The 17,270-nt window shown below is 45.0% G+C and carries 18 protein-coding genes; 6 read left to right on the forward strand and 12 right to left on the reverse strand.

What is annotated here, in order from left to right; genetic code table 11:
• Nucleotides 1-21 precede the first annotated feature (21 nt).
• From mutS to LZG72_RS15360, 6 genes are all read right to left on the reverse strand, one after another.
• Nucleotides 22-2,649 (reverse strand): DNA mismatch repair protein MutS, encoded by a 2,628-nt coding sequence (mutS, locus tag LZG72_RS15335; protein WP_233873980.1) that lies wholly within the window; start codon nucleotides 2,647-2,649, stop codon nucleotides 22-24.
• 98 nt (nucleotides 2,650-2,747) lie between these two features.
• Entirely contained in the window at nucleotides 2,748-3,308 is a 561-nt protein-coding gene (locus tag LZG72_RS15340; protein ID WP_233873983.1) for a pseudouridine synthase, read from the reverse strand.
• 68 nt (nucleotides 3,309-3,376) lie between these two features.
• Nucleotides 3,377-3,886, reverse strand: coding sequence for a Uma2 family endonuclease (locus LZG72_RS15345; RefSeq protein WP_233873986.1), 510 nt, complete (start codon nucleotides 3,884-3,886; stop codon nucleotides 3,377-3,379).
• 158 nt (nucleotides 3,887-4,044) lie between these two features.
• Nucleotides 4,045-4,809 (reverse strand): exodeoxyribonuclease III, encoded by a 765-nt coding sequence (locus LZG72_RS15350; protein WP_233873989.1) that lies wholly within the window; start codon nucleotides 4,807-4,809, stop codon nucleotides 4,045-4,047.
• 18 nt (nucleotides 4,810-4,827) lie between these two features.
• Complete coding sequence (locus LZG72_RS15355) at nucleotides 4,828-6,660, reverse strand: hypothetical protein (RefSeq protein ID WP_233873992.1); 1,833 nt, start codon at nucleotides 6,658-6,660, stop codon at nucleotides 4,828-4,830.
• 28 nt (nucleotides 6,661-6,688) lie between these two features.
• Nucleotides 6,689-7,321, reverse strand: a complete 633-nt coding sequence (locus LZG72_RS15360; RefSeq protein ID WP_233873995.1) for a hypothetical protein — start codon at nucleotides 7,319-7,321, stop codon at nucleotides 6,689-6,691.
• Nucleotides 7,322-7,461: 140 nt separating this feature from the next.
• Between LZG72_RS15360 and LZG72_RS15365 the strand changes: the two genes are divergently transcribed.
• Complete coding sequence (locus LZG72_RS15365; RefSeq protein WP_233873998.1) at nucleotides 7,462-7,965, forward strand: DUF4494 domain-containing protein; 504 nt, start codon at nucleotides 7,462-7,464, stop codon at nucleotides 7,963-7,965.
• 43 nt (nucleotides 7,966-8,008) lie between these two features.
• Here the strand turns inward: LZG72_RS15365 and LZG72_RS15370 are convergent, their stop codons facing one another.
• Together LZG72_RS15370 and LZG72_RS15375 are read right to left on the reverse strand one after the other, a co-directional pair.
• Nucleotides 8,009-8,743, reverse strand: a complete 735-nt coding sequence (locus LZG72_RS15370; protein ID WP_233874000.1) for a hypothetical protein — start codon at nucleotides 8,741-8,743, stop codon at nucleotides 8,009-8,011.
• Nucleotides 8,744-8,802: 59 nt separating this feature from the next.
• Nucleotides 8,803-10,200 (reverse strand): OmpA family protein, encoded by a 1,398-nt coding sequence (locus LZG72_RS15375; RefSeq protein WP_233874003.1) that lies wholly within the window; start codon nucleotides 10,198-10,200, stop codon nucleotides 8,803-8,805.
• 151 nt (nucleotides 10,201-10,351) lie between these two features.
• Between LZG72_RS15375 and LZG72_RS15380 the strand changes: the two genes are divergently transcribed.
• The gene (locus tag LZG72_RS15380; RefSeq protein ID WP_233874006.1) at nucleotides 10,352-11,164 is read left to right on the forward strand and encodes a UDP-2,3-diacylglucosamine diphosphatase; all 813 of its coding nucleotides are present in this window, start codon (nucleotides 10,352-10,354) and stop codon (nucleotides 11,162-11,164) included.
• Here the strand turns inward: LZG72_RS15380 and LZG72_RS15385 are convergent.
• The 4 genes from LZG72_RS15385 to LZG72_RS15400 all read right to left on the reverse strand — a co-directional run bounded on the left by LZG72_RS15385 (nucleotide 11,161) and on the right by LZG72_RS15400 (nucleotide 14,092).
• Nucleotides 11,161-11,913 (reverse strand): carboxypeptidase-like regulatory domain-containing protein, encoded by a 753-nt coding sequence (locus tag LZG72_RS15385; RefSeq protein WP_233874008.1) that lies wholly within the window; start codon nucleotides 11,911-11,913, stop codon nucleotides 11,161-11,163. The two genes, LZG72_RS15380 and LZG72_RS15385, sit on opposite strands and share 4 nt — an antisense overlap.
• Before the next feature lie 164 nt (nucleotides 11,914-12,077).
• Nucleotides 12,078-12,911: a phosphatidate cytidylyltransferase gene (locus tag LZG72_RS15390; protein ID WP_233874011.1), complete on the reverse strand. Its 834-nt coding sequence runs from the start codon at nucleotides 12,909-12,911 to the stop codon at nucleotides 12,078-12,080.
• Entirely contained in the window at nucleotides 12,883-13,104 is a 222-nt protein-coding gene (locus LZG72_RS15395) for a DUF2007 domain-containing protein (RefSeq protein ID WP_233874014.1), read from the reverse strand. The genes LZG72_RS15390 and LZG72_RS15395 overlap by 29 nt, the downstream gene beginning before the upstream one ends.
• A 4-nt stretch (nucleotides 13,105-13,108) precedes the next feature.
• Nucleotides 13,109-14,092, reverse strand: a complete 984-nt coding sequence (locus LZG72_RS15400) for a CPBP family intramembrane glutamic endopeptidase (protein ID WP_233874016.1) — start codon at nucleotides 14,090-14,092, stop codon at nucleotides 13,109-13,111.
• A gap of 44 nt (nucleotides 14,093-14,136) precedes the next feature.
• Here LZG72_RS15400 and dusB point away from each other — a divergent pair, with 44 nt between their 5' ends.
• The 4 genes from dusB (at nucleotide 14,137) to frr (ending at nucleotide 17,024) form a co-directional block, all read left to right on the forward strand.
• The gene (gene dusB / locus LZG72_RS15405) at nucleotides 14,137-15,126 is read left to right on the forward strand and encodes a tRNA dihydrouridine synthase DusB (RefSeq protein ID WP_233874019.1); all 990 of its coding nucleotides are present in this window, start codon (nucleotides 14,137-14,139) and stop codon (nucleotides 15,124-15,126) included.
• Nucleotides 15,120-15,653, forward strand: a complete 534-nt coding sequence (locus LZG72_RS15410) for an acetyl-CoA carboxylase biotin carboxyl carrier protein subunit (RefSeq protein WP_233874022.1) — start codon at nucleotides 15,120-15,122, stop codon at nucleotides 15,651-15,653. Before dusB ends, LZG72_RS15410 begins: the two co-directional genes overlap by 7 nt.
• Nucleotides 15,654-15,716: 63 nt before the next feature.
• The gene (gene pyrH / locus LZG72_RS15415; RefSeq protein ID WP_233874026.1) at nucleotides 15,717-16,436 is read left to right on the forward strand and encodes a UMP kinase; all 720 of its coding nucleotides are present in this window, start codon (nucleotides 15,717-15,719) and stop codon (nucleotides 16,434-16,436) included.
• A 27-nt stretch (nucleotides 16,437-16,463) separates the two neighbouring features.
• Nucleotides 16,464-17,024: a ribosome recycling factor gene (frr, locus tag LZG72_RS15420; RefSeq protein ID WP_233874029.1), complete on the forward strand. Its 561-nt coding sequence runs from the start codon at nucleotides 16,464-16,466 to the stop codon at nucleotides 17,022-17,024.
• The last annotated feature ends 246 nt before the right edge of the window (nucleotides 17,025-17,270 follow it).

The raw sequence follows: 17,270 nt of genomic DNA on the forward strand, positions 1-17,270 counted from the left end.
TAGCAGATTATGGGGTTATGGTTATTTTTTGATCATTCTCTGAAATTCATTCAATTTAAGCAGCGCCTCGATCGGTGATAATGTGTTGACATCCACCAGCGAAAGTTTCTCTTTCAATTCTTCCAGTTTCGGATCTGCGGGCTCGAAAATACTGAGCTGGAAATTGTTTTTGGGGACATCCTTCACTCTTTGTTTGTGCTCGTGCGCTACATGGTCTTTTTCAAGATGGTGCATGATCTCGCTGGCCCGCAACACGATCGGCTGCGGCATTCCGGCGATTTGCGCCACATGTATCCCGAAACTATGCGCACTGCCGCCTGGTTTCAGTTTGCGAAGGAATATCACCTTGTTATCCACTTCTTTTACCGCGACATTGAAATTCTTGATTCTTGGAAAATCGTCGGCCAGCTGGTTCAGCTCGTGGTAGTGTGTCGCAAAAAGCGTTTTTGGTTTACAGGTATGCTGATTGTGCAGATATTCCGTAATTGCCCAGGCAATGGAAACACCGTCGTAGGTACTCGTACCCCGACCGATTTCGTCCATTAGTATCAGGCTCCGGTCACTCAGGTTATTTAAAATACTGGCAGTTTCGGTCATTTCGACCATAAACGTACTCTCGCCCCGGCTCAGGTTGTCGCTCGCCCCTACCCTGGTGAAAATCTTGTCCACCAGCCCGATCGACGCGGATTTGGCGGGGACATAACATCCCATTTGCGCCATGAGCACGATCAGCGCGGTCTGCCGTAACAATGCAGACTTTCCCGCCATGTTCGGGCCGGTGATGATGATGATCTGTTGCGTCAGATCGTCCAGGTAAAGATCGTTTGGAACATAGCTTTCGCCCAGAGGAAGCTGCTGCTCGATCACCGGATGGCGTCCGTCACGGATGTCCAGCTCTTTTCCTTCCGAAATGACCGGTTTGACATATTTGTTGGTTTTGGCTACTGCCGCAAATGAACTCAGTACATCAAGGGTGGATATGATCAATGCATTTTGCTGGATCGTACCCACGTATTCCGAAGCTGTAAGTATCAGTTCCTGAAAAATCTTGAATTCAATGGCCGAAATCTTGTCTTCGGCATTCAGTATCTTTTCTTCGTATTCTTTGAGCTCGGGGGTAATGTAACGCTCCGCATTCACCAAGGTCTGTTTCCTGATCCAGTCCGACGGAACTTTGTTCTGATGTGCGTGGGTGACTTCCAGGTAGTATCCGAAAACTTTGTTGTACGCAATTTTTAAAGATCCAATGCCGGTACGTTCAATTTCCCGGTTTTGAAGTTTCAATAGATAATCTTTGCCTTCGTATGAAATCGCGTGCAGTTCGTCCAGTTCGGGATTGACGCCACTTTTGATCATCCTGCCCTGGTTCGAAAGGACCGGAGCATCATCCCGCAATTCCGTTTCGATTTTTTCAACTAAAAAACTGCATGGATTCAGCTGATCCGAATATTTTTTCAGAATTGCCTGAGCAGGTTTTCCTTCCTGCCCCTCCATTAATTTGGATAAAATATCTTTGATCGGCTCGATCTGCCGGAGAGATTTTTTCAGCTGCCCCAGCTCTCTCGGATTGATCCGGCGAACAGCGACTTTTGAAATCAACCTTTCCAGATCCCCGATCTGTTTCAGGCATTGAATCACGTATTCATGAAGATCTTCATGTCTGAGAAAATGTTCAACCGTATTCAACCGCTCCTCGATCGGCAATTTTTCCTTCAACGGCAACACCATCCATTTTCTCAAAAGCCGTGCACCCATCGGTGTAACCGTCTGATCGAGGATCTGTATCAACGGGACACCTCCCTCCTGTTGCGGGAAGATAAGTTCAAGGTTCCGAACGGTGAAACGGTCCAGCCAGACGTATTTTTCTTCCTCAAGACGGGTAATGCGGCCAATGTGCGCAATCTCTTTATGCTCCGTTTCTTTCAGGTAATGGAGAATCACCCCGGCAGCGATAATGCCCATGGGCAATGCCTCAATGCCATATCCTTTTAAAGTGGTGGTCTGAAAATGCGAAGTAAGCTTTTCGTATCCGTAATCATATCCGAAACACCAGTCTTCGAGCTGAAACGTATGGTATTTACCTCCAAATAACAGATTGAATTCCTGTTTATGTTTTTTACAGAAAAGCACCTCTGCCGGTGTAAAACCCTGCAGCATTTTATCGACATAGGCCGCATTACCTTGTGAGGTCATAAACTCACCCGTCGAAATATCGAGGAATGCGACCCCATACAAATCTTCCCCGCCGACATGAACGGCTGCGAGGTAGTTGTTTTTACGGATGTCGAGCACATTGTCATTGTAAGAAACACCCGGCGTAACCAATTCGGTAACGCCTCTCTTAACAATGCCTTTCGCCATGGCGGGATCTTCGAGCTGGTCGCAAATGGCTACACGCTCGCCTGCGCGGACGAGTTTCGGGAGGTAATTATCGAGAGAATGATGAGGGAAACCGGCAAGTTCTTCATGCGAGCCGCCATTGTTGCGGCGCGTGAGCACAATCCCTAATATTTTGGACGCTCGAATGGCATCTTCTCCAAATGTTTCGTAGAAATCCCCAACCCTGAAAAGCAGCAATGCGCCCGGGTATTTCGCTTTAATCTCGTTGTATTGTTTATTAAGCGGAGTTTCTTTATGTGCCTTTGCCAATTAGTAGCCGTATTTTGAATAACAGGGTATTCACAAAATTAAGCCTTCTGCCCGGTTTGACAAATGCAGAAAGGTGTTTTATCAGGCCCCAGGTCCGGTCACTCGTAAAAACGTTTCGCGTCTTTCGCCGTAACTTCCCATACGTCCCCCGGTTTAGGAAATTCTCCTTCTTTTTGGGCCAGCGAAATTTTCCCGATCGACCAGCGCACCAGTCTGAGGGTCGGAAACCCAACGGCTGCGGTCATTTTGCGTACCTGTCGATTTTTGCCTTCCCGTAGCGTCAGCGATAACCAGGAAGTCGGGATATTTTTCCGGAAACGGATGGGGGGATTCCTTTCTGGAAGTTCAGGCTCGTCGATCACTGTAGATTGGGCCGGAAGTGTGACATATTGTTTTCCATTAATGGAAATGGGGACACCTTTACTTAGCTGAGCACAAGCGTCTTCTGTGACCTCGCCTTCCACCTGCACATAGTATGTTTTCGTATGCCGGTGCCGGGGTTCGAGCAGTTTTGTTTTGAGGAAATTATCGTTGGTTAAAAGCAGCAAACCTTCGCTGTCTGCGTCCAGGCGGCCTACTGGGTAGATGTCTTTGGCAAATTCAAAACCCAGATCGGCAAGAGTCTCATGTTCACCTTCGCGTGTAAACTGCGAAAGCATTCCGAACGGTTTATAGATTAGGAAGTATTGGTACAATGAAAAAATGATTAGTGAAAATGCGGATGCGATTACTTAATAACAGCCCCGAGATCCAATGTAAAACCAGGCAGTACCGACTCACCTGAGAGCAAGACTTCGAGTCTATCGTGAATTTCAACGGGTTTGCCGGTTCGGTAAATGTACACGTTTTTATCAAAACGATCGATCAGCCAGGCCAGCTGTGTTCCATTTAAGATGTACTCCTCCATCTTATCCCGCAGGTATTTCAATTCACTTGCATTGGACCGGATTTCAATCAAAAAATCCGGACAGATTGGAGCAAATCGCTCTGTTTCGTCCTCTGACAACATTTCCCAGCGATCATTCCGTATCCAGGAGACAACCGGAGATCGCACGGATCCATTTGGTAACGTAAATCCCGTCGTTGAAGCAAATGCCACGCCTAACTCCGTTTCGCAATTCCATAGCCCGATTTGCATTGAAATTTTCAAATTGTTATTGGCAGTCAGGCACCCGATTGGCGCAAGCAGTATGATATTTTGCCGTGCATCCCTCTCGAAATTTAGTATGCCGTTCATTTGGCAAAACTAGAAGAAATCTTCCTCACTCATCAAGTCTCCAACTTTCAATGTTAATGGTACTTCGATCTCCATAATTTTCTCCTTTATTAAAATGAAAAACAACAGGTGAAGTATAGACGAGGACGATTGAGTAGGTTGCCTGTTTAGTTTTCGGATCAACTCATTTCCAACCACACCGGACAGTGATCGGAATGGACGGCGTCGTTGTATTGGCGGCTGGCGGTAATGCGGTCTTTTATTGTATCTGAGACGGAAATGTAATCGATACGCCAGCCTTTGTTATTGGCCCGGGCGCCGGCGCGGTAAGTCCACCAGGAGTATTCGCGTAAGCCCGGGTTTTTGAATCTGAATGCATCAGTATAGCCATTTCCAAACCATTTCGTCATCCAGGCACGTTCTTCGGGTAGGAAGCCGGATGATTTTTTGTTCCGGATCGGATCGTGAATGTCAATTTCTGTATGCGCGATGTTGTAATCTCCGCAGATGATCAGATTTGGCCTTTCTTTTCTCAATTCATCAACCCAGGCGTAAAAATCTTCCAGAAAAGTCATTTTGACCGCCTGCCGGATATCACCGCTGGTACCCGAAGGAAAGTAGCAATTTAAGACAGTAATATCACCAAAATCCGCCCGCAAAACACGGCCCTCCATATCGTACGCCGGGATTCCGCAGCCTGCTGTCACCAGATCTGGTTTGATTTTTGAGAATATTGCAACGCCACTGTATCCTTTTTTCACCGCCGCGTGCCAGCCGACCAGTTCATAACCCAATGCTTCAAACCCTGAAAGATCCACAACATCCGGCGTAGCTTTTACTTCCTGAAAACAGAGAATATCCACTGATTTTGTGCTCAGCCACTCAATCAGACCGTTTTTTAATGCGGCGCGTATGCCATTCAGGTTATAGGTAAGTATCTGCATAAATAAGAGGGTTGGGTATTATTTAAGTAAAACTTTTTTGCCCGTCGGAAAGGAACGCCATTTACCGGTTGCTTTCAGATCAGAATATAGCACCCACGCGTCAAATGTGCCGGTCGGGAGCTTTTCTTTATAAAGTGAGTAGGAAAAGGAATTACTATAATATCCATTTCCTCTCAGCAATTGAGATGGCGGATTTGGAATGGGCACGGCTGGCAAAACAAGCGTGATCTGCGGAGATGACAGCACAAAATAGGCCGGTTCAGGATCTCCGCTTTTTTGGTCAATCTGAAAGTGGTTGTACCGCGTTGGAATATTGTCTTCACTATTCCGGTATTGAAACCGCGCATCAAAAGGGACAATCACTTGCGACTTCGGGTCGGATGTTTCTCTGATCAAGTCATGGTGATCAGGTAAGGTGTGAAACTGATAAAAATCGGATAACCCGTTTTTTTCAAGCGAGATAATGAGATTACTCATCCGCGTCGGGTGGTTCCAGAACGGAATGTCGCTGAATTTTTTACCAACCGATAAAAACGTCTTATAGTTTTTCCAAAAATAACTGTCGATCACCAGCTCGTCATGCAGCTTCCGAACTTGAACAATGGACAAATAGTAGCTGACGAAGTTCAATGCAACAAAACCAGCTATTCCCGCAATGGCAACGAACCGTTTGATATACTTAAAATCTTTACTCAGAATGATCGCACAAACATAACCCGTCGCTAAAAGAACAATCCCAAAAAGCATATATCGCCGCGAAAAGAGGTTTCCGCCGTACATGAAATAGTTGCTGATCGGGCGACTGATCACGAACATGGCGCCGGTACCGATCACAAACATCATTGCCCCCCACAAAAACCAGTCACTCCAGACGGTTTTCTTTTTGATTAAAATCCGGATAAACCACACAAAAAAGATCAATGCAAGTCCGGTTCCCAACAAAACACACCAGATCAGATCGCTTTGAAAATGAGGCAGTAATGGGTGCCGGACATCCAGAAACAATGCATTCCCAAAGAAGCCAAATGCAAAAATGAGGTTGTAAACCGGATGGTCCCAGATCCTTTCCCTGCCGGGAGGAATGATATAATAATCGAAAAGAAAGTAAAACAGGATGACGGCGGCGGCGGCTACCAACCAAACAAACAAAATCTTATACCGTTTTTGAAAAAATAAAAGCACCAACCCGAGAATCCACGCCAGAATCCCGCTGCCACTCGTGAAAGTAGTCAGTAATGCGGCTGCAATACCGATATACAATCCTTTTCGATCGTTTCTGCCGATTCCGTAGGCAGTGAGAAATGCAAAGAAAATGAGCGGTGTATTTTGAATTGCTGCAATTCCCCAAAAGGCATTTTCAAAGTAAACGAGATTGAAAATGACGTAGGGTACCGGAATGAAATAGTACCACGAAATCGCTTCTTTTTTCAGGGATTGAAACAAAAACCAGGCGATTCCGAGAAGGAAGAAGTCCCCGATCAGTATCTGTGTTTTGATATTAACGGTTCCGGTTAAAAACACCATCAGCAGCATAACGATCCGCTCGAAAGCAAAACGATGCTGATTGACCTGAGTAAACAGGATTTTAATGCGACTTACAAAATCTGGCGTTTTCTGAAACTTATCGATGGTTTCAAGCAGGTCAAAATCATCCGAGTACGGAATATTGACCAGATGTGCATCCAGGATCAGGAAGAAATAAAGGATCGGGACGACTATAAGACCGATACCGGCCCATTTACGGGCGGGTATCAGCTTTTCAACAAAAAAGGTTGCTCCAAAAAGTAAAAGTAGGACAGTTACTAGCCCGAAGTATTCAAGTAAATGAGGGTTATCCAGAAATAACTTCAAAACTGCGTCTGATTGGTTTTAATGCAAACTAGCGGGTACCGGTGAGCATCTGGCTCGTGACCTCTTTTTCAAATGTAATGTAGCCGGGATAATTCACCTGCTTTCCGGCAATGTCGAGTGTTGGCCTTACTTTCACCACGAATTTCGCAGGTTTCGCATCCGATTTGCCGGTTAATGCGAGGATCATGTTGATGAACTGGTCGCGGGTCTGATCATTCGAGATCAGCTGATACGCATTGGTGTTCAGCGAAACCGGAACGCGCGTACTGCCTGTGCCCGGCATCACTTCGATCAGCTGATTTAAATACCCATTAAAAATCTCACTTTCGGTAAGTAATACCTTGTATTCCAGCTGGTTGATCGCTGCCCGTTTCTTGGTTGGGTTGCGGATATCGATGTTTACGCGCAAGTTTAGCGGAACATTTTTACGCAAAAGTCCCATCGCCAGTCCCGGGTAACGCGCCAGATCAAAATCGCTGAAACTTCTGATGTTCTTAAATTCTCTTACATCGATCCCGGCCAGAAAAACACTATCCACAGACGCTATATCGTATTTGCATTCTCCAAATGTTTTTGCGTCGGAAACCTGACGCCCAACCCCACAACTGGTAAATATGCCTGCAACAAGCAGGATTAACACAACAAAAATGCTCTTTTTCATTTCAATTATTTTTCGCAAGTTAAACAGTAGGTATCAGAACGCATGCGCTGTTTCGGGATTATTACTTTGAAGCTTTATTTTTTGGACACAATAGGTCAAGACTCTACATTTGCAAACTTTAAATTTCAATAGAACAACTTATGGCGAGCTGGTATTTAGGAAAAATCAGGTATCAAAAGGAAGATGAGGCGGGAAGTCTGAAAACGATCAATGAGACATACCTGGTCGACGCGGTTTCATACACCGAATCGGAGGCGAGGTTATATAAACAAATCGTGACGGGTGCCAGCGATTTCAGCGTGACTGCCATTACAAGAATGCGGCTTGCCGACCTGTTTGCTTTTGAAGAAGGTGAACAATGGTTTAAAGCAAAAGTGATCTACTTTTCGGTGGATGAAAAAAGCGGGAAGGAAAAGAAGATCGTCAATTATATGCTCGTGAATGCGGACGGAATCCAGCAGGCACTGGACCGGATCAATGAAAGCATGCGCAATTTCCTGATCCCATATGAAACGACGGACATCACACTTACGCCAATCCTGGATGTTTTTCCATACACCGCTGAAGAAGATCAGCAGGAAGAAATTCCCGCAAATATGCGGCCATTATCGGAGGTACTTGCCGAGCGCGGCGAGGCTGTCTGAAACAAGAAAAGGGGTTTTCTTTGATTGGAAAACCCTTTTCTTATTAATTATTCAGTTTCAATTCCATATATCCTTTTGTAACTGCCAGAAAAGGATCTTTCCCGAAGCTGCTCAGTTTTAGAACCAGATCTTTTGAATCAATTTCTGTAATCAACTGATTTGGCCCTAACAAATACATGTAATCGAAAGTTACCGGCAAACTCACCGCCGACTCTACAAACTCGATCCCGTAAAGTGGATAAATGCTGAATGGAGTCTGTGAGAGCCAGATCTTATCCTTCCGGTCGGAGGTCGCATAACTCAGGTCATATTCCAGACTTTCCAATCCAAAATCGACTCTTTTATTGCCTGTCGGAATGCAGTAAGTCGCGAAATCTTCTTTCTGCTGCGACTTCGTTTCGGCATCCGGCTTCAATTCTTTAACCACTTCATTGATCCTGACCTTTTTACCACTTTCTTCTCCACAGAAAATATAGCGACCATCCGGAAAACCAATCACAAAATCGAACCCTTTCCCACCTTGACCAAAGCTGGTTTCTTTTTTAAAACACATGGCGCCTGTAACCGGATCGACGTAAACCTTTATTGTTCCGGATGTTTTATCGGCTTTGTTTTGATAATCAAAAACAAATGCGTGGCTGAAATAATACTGGCCTCTTTCCGGCTTCCATTGCAATGCTCTTTGTTTATCAACCGGGATTTTGGCGGTCTGCGCGAGGAGTAGCTGCGGCGCGATCAGGCCTAAAAGCAGAACAAGATAAAAGAAGTTTCTTTTCATGATTTCGTTGATGATAATGCCCGCAATCTAAAAAGAGACTTTTTAAAAACCCATCTTTATTACATTTTGACAAACTCGACACGCCGGTTATTGGCTTTTCCTTCCGAGGTAGTATTTGGTCCGGCGGGTTCGCTTTCCCCTTTTCCATCCGTTTCCAGTCGGCCAGAGTCAATGGCAAAATCTTTCGCTAATGCAGCTTTTACAGCTTCTGACCTCTTTTTGGACAAAGCGAGATTTCCATTGTCATCCCCGTCCGAATCGGTGTGACCGATGATCTTCACTTTCACGGCAGCATTCTCCGTCAAAACATTCGCTATATCTTTTAACACACCATACGATTCAGGTTTAATGGTCGCGGAATTCACATCAAACAAAATTCCGGTAGTTGAAAACTTACCTTCTGTGATCAGTTTACTGCGTGTATCCGGCGCACCCACTGCGACGCGGAGGTTGCTCACAAAATAGCGGTTTGCTTCATCATGGTAACCTTGATTGGAGAATGCGATGAAGTTATATTTCGTCGCTGGGTTAAATGCACGTGGCAAATCCCAAACCTTGTAATCATCCACATAAAGCCGCATCCGGCCTTTCTGACGCCAGATTGACACTTTCACGACATTATGTTCAGGCACATGAAAAGCCGGGAAACTCTTTTCATTTTTCATCAGTGATGACGCCGGAGTTTCCGAAAACACATTAAAAAAAGATAAACCTTGTGTACCGCCAGCATCTTTTGGGTGAAGACCGATCTCGATTCCGTTGGTCTTACCTCCGTCAAAACCCTTCCAGTTCGTAAATTCTTTCGCGGCGTCGCCGACCTGGGCGATGACGGCCCTGAAATACCCGGAATAAAAACTAAAATCAGAAGTGGTCGCCAGGTTGAATTCCAATGTAAAGTTTTCGGGCAATGCATTTATAAATTCAGGGTAAAAAACACCTTCCGGGCCCAGCATCAGCCATTTTCCTTCCGTTCCTTCAATCGTAACAACCTCGCCGGACGAATTGGTATTCCATTTGGCAGGAAAATCTCCGACCGCATCCTGTGCGAAATCCTCCACGGCAACCACTTTATCCCCCGGAATAAAATCGAATTTGCTATACGATTTCAAGGTCGGTTTACCGGCTTTGCCGTCAGGCTCTGGTTTAGATTCGGTATTAGTTTGCCCGTTATTCCCTGCATTTCCCGCATTACCGGCGTTCTGATTTGCATTGCTGCTTTTCTCCACCTCCTCTTTCCCTTTTTTATCCTTATCCTTTTTCTTAAACATATTGCCAATGCCTTCTTCAAGCGAATCAAACCCTTTGTCAACTGCCTGGTCCACCTTCCGGTTGGCCCGGTACTCCGCCTGCCTTTCCACCACCCTGCCCGGGTCATTGATTCGTATTTGAGCAAATGACACCAGTGAACTAAGTGTCAAAAGAAACACAATGCCTGCCTTTCTGTTTAAAATTTTCATAGTAGTTGTGCTTTGATGAACGTTACTATCAAGGTACGAACTTAGTTAATGACTTGAATATTAATTGATTATTTGGTGTGACGCGCCGATGTGGTTTTGAGAAACGTCTTTTAGACAGAAGATTGTAAATTGCAGCACAATTGCCGCATTCATGAGCCTTCGATTCGAGAAAAGAGAGATTACCATTCAGCCAGGGAAACGCATTTATTTTTCATCCGACTACCATTTGGGCGTGCCGAATGCGCTGAGCAGCAGGGAACGCGAAAAGGCCATCGTCAATTGGCTTGAATCGGTTGAGGTCGATGCGCAGGTCATTTTTCTGGTCGGGGATATTTTTGATTTTTGGTTTGAATACAAAACCGTTGTCCCGAAAGGATTTGTGCGGTTACTGGGTAAGCTTGCCGATCTGTCGGATCGCGGCGTTGAGCTGATCATTTTTACCGGAAATCATGATATGTGGATGTCAGGTTATCTTACTGAGGAAATCGGGGCATCCATTTTTCGCAATCCGGTCAGTTTCAGTTTTAAGTCTGAGCTCGGTGAGAAAAGGATATTGGTGGGCCACGGTGATGGCCTCGGCCCCGGCGACGGTACTTACAAGTTCCTGAAAAAGGTATTTGAAAACTCCTTTTTTCAATTAATCTTCCGGCTGGTGCATCCGGATGTGGGAATCTGGATTGCGATGGAATGGTCAAAAAGAAGCCGGATCGCGAATGTAAATAAAGGTGAAGAACGTTTTTTGGGTGAAGATCACGAGTGGCTTTTCCAATACTGCAAAAGCGTAGAAGCAACTCAGCACCACGATTTTTACATTTTCGGGCACCGGCATTTAACCCTGGATATGCAGGTAGATCCGCAAACGCGTTACGTGAATTTGGGAGAATGGGTCACTCAGCGTTATTACGCTGTTTTTGATGGGGGAAATCTGGATTTGAAAGAGTACCTGCCAGCTTCGGCCCGTTAATTAGTCCCTTTTTTCCGCTCAGGCTCGGATTCATTGGAAGGTGGAATAAAATCACCTTTGTTGATACTTTCTCTGGGAGCTGCATTCAAATCTTTTCGCCAGTCTTTTTGTTTCAAATCACCTCTTTTGACCGATTTAATAAAGTTAGCCCAGGCAAACGGGTTCAGGAAAGGAAAGGTCGTGGCGAATCCTTTATTAGCGGCAGACTCCCGACCGAACATCAGCTGATCCATCGAATAACGGTAATTGGTCTGGGCATTATTGGGTACCTGTGCAGCCATTCTGTTAATGTAGTCCGGGTCGGTACTTCTTTTGAGCGCATCACGGTCCGCCTGATCGGGCAATTCAAGCGCGAGAAATGCTTTTTTAAACTCCTCTTCTGTTGAATAAGGGTAAATGGTTACACTGGAAAGCGTCACTACATCCTCCCGGAGCGCGACAATGGCAGAATACAAATCCGAATTGTAATTTCTCGGAACCACGTGATATTGATCCTTGTAACCAACATAACTGAAAACGATACTATCTCCTGGAAAAACCGGGATCGTGAAAGAACCATCGGCTTTGGCCAGTGTTCCACGACCGGCTTTGACGATCCGAATTGTTGCTCCGGGAAGAAGCTCTGTACTTTTCCCGCCAACTACTACTCCTGAGAAGCTGATTGCCTTTTGTTCACCCTGAGCATAAAGATCCCGGACACATAACATCCCGGCCAACGTCAATAACACTATTAAAAAACTCCGTTTCATTCGTTCCAGATTATGCTTTGAAGCGGTTTAGGTGTTCCAAAGCGCATTGTATTAAAAGATAGATCTAAAAAGGGTATTCCGTAATTAACCCGCAAAATTCGTTCCTGTACTAAAAACGATCCGACCCGTGGGTGATTGCTTTCCAGGATTTAAAAGCACCCGAATCAGGAAAATAACTTTAAAAACGTGACAATAAATGGAGCTGACAAAAGAAGCCCGTCGAAACGGTCCAAAAATCCTCCGTGACCCGGAATACTACTCCCTGAATCTTTAATGGCAATACTTCTCTTAAAAAGCGACTCAACCAAATCTCCATAAGTACCTACTACAACGATGATTGCACCGATGCAGTACCACTTCCAGGGCTCGAAGGTACGGAAATAATGCCCCAGGGCAAATGCGATAATCGCTGCAAATGCAGCACTTCCCATTGCTCCCTCCCAGGATTTCTTAGGTGAAATCCGCTCGAATAACTTTCTTTTGCCAAACTTCGTCCCTGCGAAATAACCTCCTATATCCGATGCCCAAAGTAATAAAAGGCTTCCGAGAACAATCTCATAATTATAAAGTCCGCCGCGCAACGCCATCACGATGATCAACGCAAATGGCAGCGCCACATAAATGATCCCAAGAAAAGTAAACCCGATATTGGTAAAAGGTTTCAGATCATTCTTTTTATATAACTTAATAAAGAAGATCATCGACAACAAGGGACTGATAATGAAATAGTTTTCGAACGGAACAATGTCCTGTTCTATCAAGTACGCAAGTAATATCATGACTGTGCCACAGAAGGTGCCATAATATGTGAGCGGCTGATTACCGTCCAGGCCGAGTAGCTTGTAAAATTCGAGTTGCGTGAGTGAGCTGATGGTGCAAAACAGCAGTAGAAAAGTCAGTTCATTGTAAAGGATACAACCTATGATGACAAATACGCCTGCCAGGGCGGTGATAGTACGTTGCTGTAAATTACTCAGATTCCTTAATCGCGTCTTCATTATTCAGAATTGTTTGAGCCTGGGACAGATCGCTGGCTGGCACGTGTACTTCACACATACCAAAGATCGGATAACTGCTGTCTTTTTTATTGACGATGACTGCGGCAATCCCATTCTGTTCCAGTAATTCCCTTGCTATTTCTGCGCGGATCATTTGCGTGCTTTGATAGGCTTTGGCCCAATTCTCATCCATAATTTTAAATTTTTATAACCAATTGCTGATCACCACGAATTGCCTGCTTGCGGGGCAAACTTGCTTGTCTGATAAAATTCAGCACCAGTATTGTCAGAAAAAGTGAAGATATCACGAGAACTCCTGACATGGATTTCGTTTCTTCAATATTTGTTTTAATAATTCCGATGTTGTGCAGGTACATCATCACGAGCACAAATCCGTTGTTCACAAAATGTGCCAGTACTGCCACCCAAAAATTGCCCGTCCAGAAATACAAATAACCAAACAAGGCCCCCAGCATCATTCGAGGCAAAAAACCGTAAAACTGAAAATGGATTGCACTAAAAATAGCGGCTGAAACCCAAATGGCTACATGTGGGTTCGTAAACTGTTGCGTGAGCTTTGTTTGTATAACTCCCCGAAACAATGCTTCCTCGCCCAATGCGGGCAGCAATGTCACAACAAACAATGCAATCAGCAGCTGGCCAAAACTTTTATAAGATGTTAAAAAAGCCGTCATCACCGACAACTGGTCTTCTTTATCACGCATCCAGGTTTCCAGTCCCGATAATGCATCGGGAAGTTTCATTGCGGCATTCCATTCGATGAATTTGCTGTTAATGGGAATAAAAATCAGTACCAGCAGAAATGCGAGTAACCAGACCTGCGCCGCCGGTGTCCTCCCGGGACTCAGTTGTGAGATTTTACGCCGCTCGATGTAAAACCAGTATAAAAGCGACGGAAGCAAGTAGGAAAAGAAATGCACGACTCCCTGGAGAACCATTAATGCATACCATCCGTTTTTCACTTTCCCGGGATTTGTGATCAGCTGGTTGAGCAGAACGGTAACACTTTCAGCGTCGGTGGAGAAATATAACGCAAGGATCATCACCGCCAAAATATTGCCCACGGCCATTCCGATCAGGACAAAGCCGATCAATACCAGTAAGCTACCCCACGTTGCGGGTACGCGGGAAACAATGAGGTCCGGGTTACTATTTTGCATAATTGTGGTAAATTTACAGCTTATTAGATTCCCATCACACCGAAATGGTTAAAATTGGAAATATAGAATTGAGCGACTTTCCGTTGCTGCTGGCACCGATGGAAGATGTCAGTGACCCTCCTTTTCGCGCAGTATGTAAGGAAAATGGGGCGGATCTGATGTATACAGAATTCGTTTCATCCGAGGGGTTGATCCGTGATGCGGCTAAAAGTTTGCAGAAACTGGATATTTTCGAATATGAGCGTCCGGTTGGCATTCAGCTTTTTGGAAGCGATGTGGAAACAATGGGTTCCTGCTCAGAAATCGCGTCACGCGTAAATCCCGACCTGATTGACATTAATTACGGCTGCCCGGTCAAAAATGTAGCTTGCCGCGGCGCTGGGGCTGCATTATTGCAGGACGTCCCGAAAATGGTGAAAATGACCGAGGCCGTGATCAAATCGACGCATTTGCCTGTGACCGTGAAAACCAGATTGGGCTGGGACGAAAACACGAAAAACGTGCTGGATGTAGCCGAGCGTCTGCAGGACATCGGTATTAAGGCACTTTCCATTCATGGCCGCACGCGTGTTCAGATGTACAAAGGCACTGCCGACTGGTCGCTGATCGCGAAAATTAAAGAAAACCCTCGCATACATATTCCGATATTCGGAAATGGCGATGTGGATTCTCCTGAAAAAGCATTGGAATACAAAAATCGTTACGGCGTCGACGGCATTATGATTGGCCGCGCCACAATCGGTAACCCGTGGATTTTCAATGATATCAAGCATTATTTGAAGACTGGCGAACGTCTATCGCCACCTACGATGGAGCAACGCGTGGATGTATGCCGGCGTCATCTCGAATTTTCGATCCGCTGGAAAGGTCCGGTTGCCGGGGTTTTTGAAATGCGCAGGCATTATACCAATTATTTCAAAGGCATGGAACATTTCAAACCATACCGTATGCGACTGGTGGAGGCAATGACTTTTGAAGAACTTGACTGCATATTACAAGAAATAAGCCACGATTACAGCGCAGTTGTATGCTAAAAGTCGACGTAAGCAACTCGCAGGATTCCGAAGAAAACGGCGCTTCCAATAAGAATACATTTGAAATTGACCAAACCAAGACGGGGTGGCTCATCGATAAGGCATTGTTTGACGGAGACATTGAAGCAATTGCACAAAATCGCTACCATGTGATCTGGAAAAACAAATCGTATAACATCGAGATCCTGGAAAAGAACCCGTTGGAAAAGTCAGTGCATTTGCTGATCAACGGTGTGCATTTCTATACTTCTGCTAAAAACCGCCTGGATCTGCTTTTGGAAGGAATGGGCCTCGAAGGTAGTTCGGCACAAAAAATCAACAATGTAAAAGCCCCCATGCCGGGACTCATCCAATCCATCGCAGTTTCGGAGGGTGATCATTTGAGCAAAGGCGATACGCTGCTTGTATTGGTAGCGATGAAAATGGAGAACATTATTAAAGCATCCGGAAATGGCGTCGTGAAATCCATTAAGGTAGCTTCCGGAGAAATTGTTGAAAAAAATCAGGTATTACTGGAGTTTCAATAAAATACTTGTTAATCTGAATATCCTACACTTATTTTTACGGTCGAAATCACCTACATCACAATCATGCCCGAACCAAAGTATAAGCGTTTACTACTGAAACTAAGCGGAGAAGCATTAAACGGCGGCGACAAAGGCCAGGTTATCGACTTTAACATCCTGGATAGTTACGCTACAGAAATCAAGAGAATCACAGAAGTAGGCGTTCAGGTTGCAATTGTAATTGGGGGAGGAAATATATTTCGGGGTGCATCTGTCGAAAAATCCGGAATTGATCGCGTTCAGGGCGATCATATGGGAATGCTGGCAACCGTTATCAACGGAATGGCTATCCAAAGCTCACTTGAAAAACACGGTGTAAATACACGCCTGATGTCCGCCATTAAAATGGAACAGGTTTGTGAACCCTTGATCCGCCGCCGGGCCATTCGTCATCTCGAAAAGGGGCGCGTCGTTATTTTCGGAGCAGGTACAGGAAACCCTTATTTTACTACAGATACGACTGCCGGGTTGCGCGCGATTGAATCAGAATCCGAAGTGGTACTTAAAGGCACACGTGTTGATGGTGTCTACACCGCTGATCCGGAGAAAGACCCTCTGGCTACCAAATATTCTCAACTGACATTTGATGAAGCATTGTCCAAAAATCTTAAGATTATGGACCTTACCGCATTCACGCTTTGCAAGGAAAATAACCTGCCGATCATCGTGTTTGACATGAACAAGGCGGGTAACCTTTACGATCTTGTGATGGGCGAAAATGTGGGAACACTGATATCTAACTAGCAGAACAGAGTATATTTTTAAAAACCAATGGAAGAAATAGAATTATATCTCGAAGACGCCAAAGACACCATGGAAGGCGCTCTTAAACACCTTATTATTGAATTAGGTAAAATCCGCGCTGGAAAGGCATCTCCCCAAATGCTGGAAGGTCTTCAGATTGAATATTACGGCTCGATGACGCCTTTGCAGAACGTGGCGACCATCAATACACCCGATGCAAGAACGATCGCGATCAAACCATTTGAGAGAAAAATTATCAATGACATTGAAAAAGCGATCCGGAACAGTAATCTTGGATTTTCACCTTCAAATGATGGGGAAATGATCCGTATCTCGGTTCCGCCTTTAAATGAGGAACGTCGTATTCAACTTACAAAAAGGGCTAAAAACGAGATCGAAACGGCTAAGATCAATATCCGCAACATCCGTCAGGACGCAAACAATTCTTTACGGAAACTCACAAAAGAAGGCGTTGCTGAAGATTTGGTGAAGTTGAGTGAAGATCGCGTTCAGAAATTGACCGATGGTTTTATTACAAGGGTCGATCAGATTTTCAATTCGAAAGAAAAAGAGATCATGGAAGTGTAGTGATCTGCAGTTTCTTGTATAAGAGGCTGTCTCAAAAGAGGCAGTCTTTTTTTGCATTTTAGCGGTTGTATAACTTTTCCGAATTGTTTAACTTTAGGTATAAGCAAATCAAAGAAAAATGGGCCGTAGACAACCTTCTTTTAAACCTTACCACCAGCAGCAATTGATGCTGCTTCCTCCCAGCATTGATGAGCTGGTCCCCAAAGGCCACATTGTGCGTGTGGTTGACGATGTGATCAACCGGAT

Source organism: Dyadobacter sp. CY323 (assembly GCF_021390245.1).
Classification (GTDB): domain Bacteria; phylum Bacteroidota; class Bacteroidia; order Cytophagales; family Spirosomataceae; genus Dyadobacter.

Coding starts and splice junctions, on each gene's coding strand:
- LZG72_RS15340 (WP_233873983.1), bottom strand. CDS start 3,308: ATGCTTTCGCAGTTTACACGCGAAGGTGAACATGAGACTCTTGCCGAT.
- LZG72_RS15345 (WP_233873986.1), bottom strand. CDS start 3,886: ATGAACGGCATACTAAATTTCGAGAGGGATGCACGGCAAAATATCATA.
- LZG72_RS15350 (WP_233873989.1), bottom strand. CDS start 4,809: ATGCAGATACTTACCTATAACCTGAATGGCATACGCGCCGCATTAAAA.
- LZG72_RS15360 (WP_233873995.1), bottom strand. CDS start 7,321: ATGAAAAAGAGCATTTTTGTTGTGTTAATCCTGCTTGTTGCAGGCATA.
- LZG72_RS15365 (WP_233873998.1), top strand. CDS start 7,462: ATGGCGAGCTGGTATTTAGGAAAAATCAGGTATCAAAAGGAAGATGAG.
- LZG72_RS15370 (WP_233874000.1), bottom strand. CDS start 8,743: ATGAAAAGAAACTTCTTTTATCTTGTTCTGCTTTTAGGCCTGATCGCG.
- LZG72_RS15375 (WP_233874003.1), bottom strand. CDS start 10,200: ATGAAAATTTTAAACAGAAAGGCAGGCATTGTGTTTCTTTTGACACTT.
- LZG72_RS15380 (WP_233874006.1), top strand. CDS start 10,352: ATGAGCCTTCGATTCGAGAAAAGAGAGATTACCATTCAGCCAGGGAAA.
- LZG72_RS15385 (WP_233874008.1), bottom strand. CDS start 11,913: ATGAAACGGAGTTTTTTAATAGTGTTATTGACGTTGGCCGGGATGTTA.
- LZG72_RS15390 (WP_233874011.1), bottom strand. CDS start 12,911: ATGAAGACGCGATTAAGGAATCTGAGTAATTTACAGCAACGTACTATC.
- LZG72_RS15395 (WP_233874014.1), bottom strand. CDS start 13,104: ATGGATGAGAATTGGGCCAAAGCCTATCAAAGCACGCAAATGATCCGC.
- LZG72_RS15400 (WP_233874016.1), bottom strand. CDS start 14,092: ATGCAAAATAGTAACCCGGACCTCATTGTTTCCCGCGTACCCGCAACG.
- dusB (WP_233874019.1), top strand. CDS start 14,137: ATGGTTAAAATTGGAAATATAGAATTGAGCGACTTTCCGTTGCTGCTG.
- LZG72_RS15410 (WP_233874022.1), top strand. CDS start 15,120: ATGCTAAAAGTCGACGTAAGCAACTCGCAGGATTCCGAAGAAAACGGC.
- pyrH (WP_233874026.1), top strand. CDS start 15,717: ATGCCCGAACCAAAGTATAAGCGTTTACTACTGAAACTAAGCGGAGAA.
- frr (WP_233874029.1), top strand. CDS start 16,464: ATGGAAGAAATAGAATTATATCTCGAAGACGCCAAAGACACCATGGAA.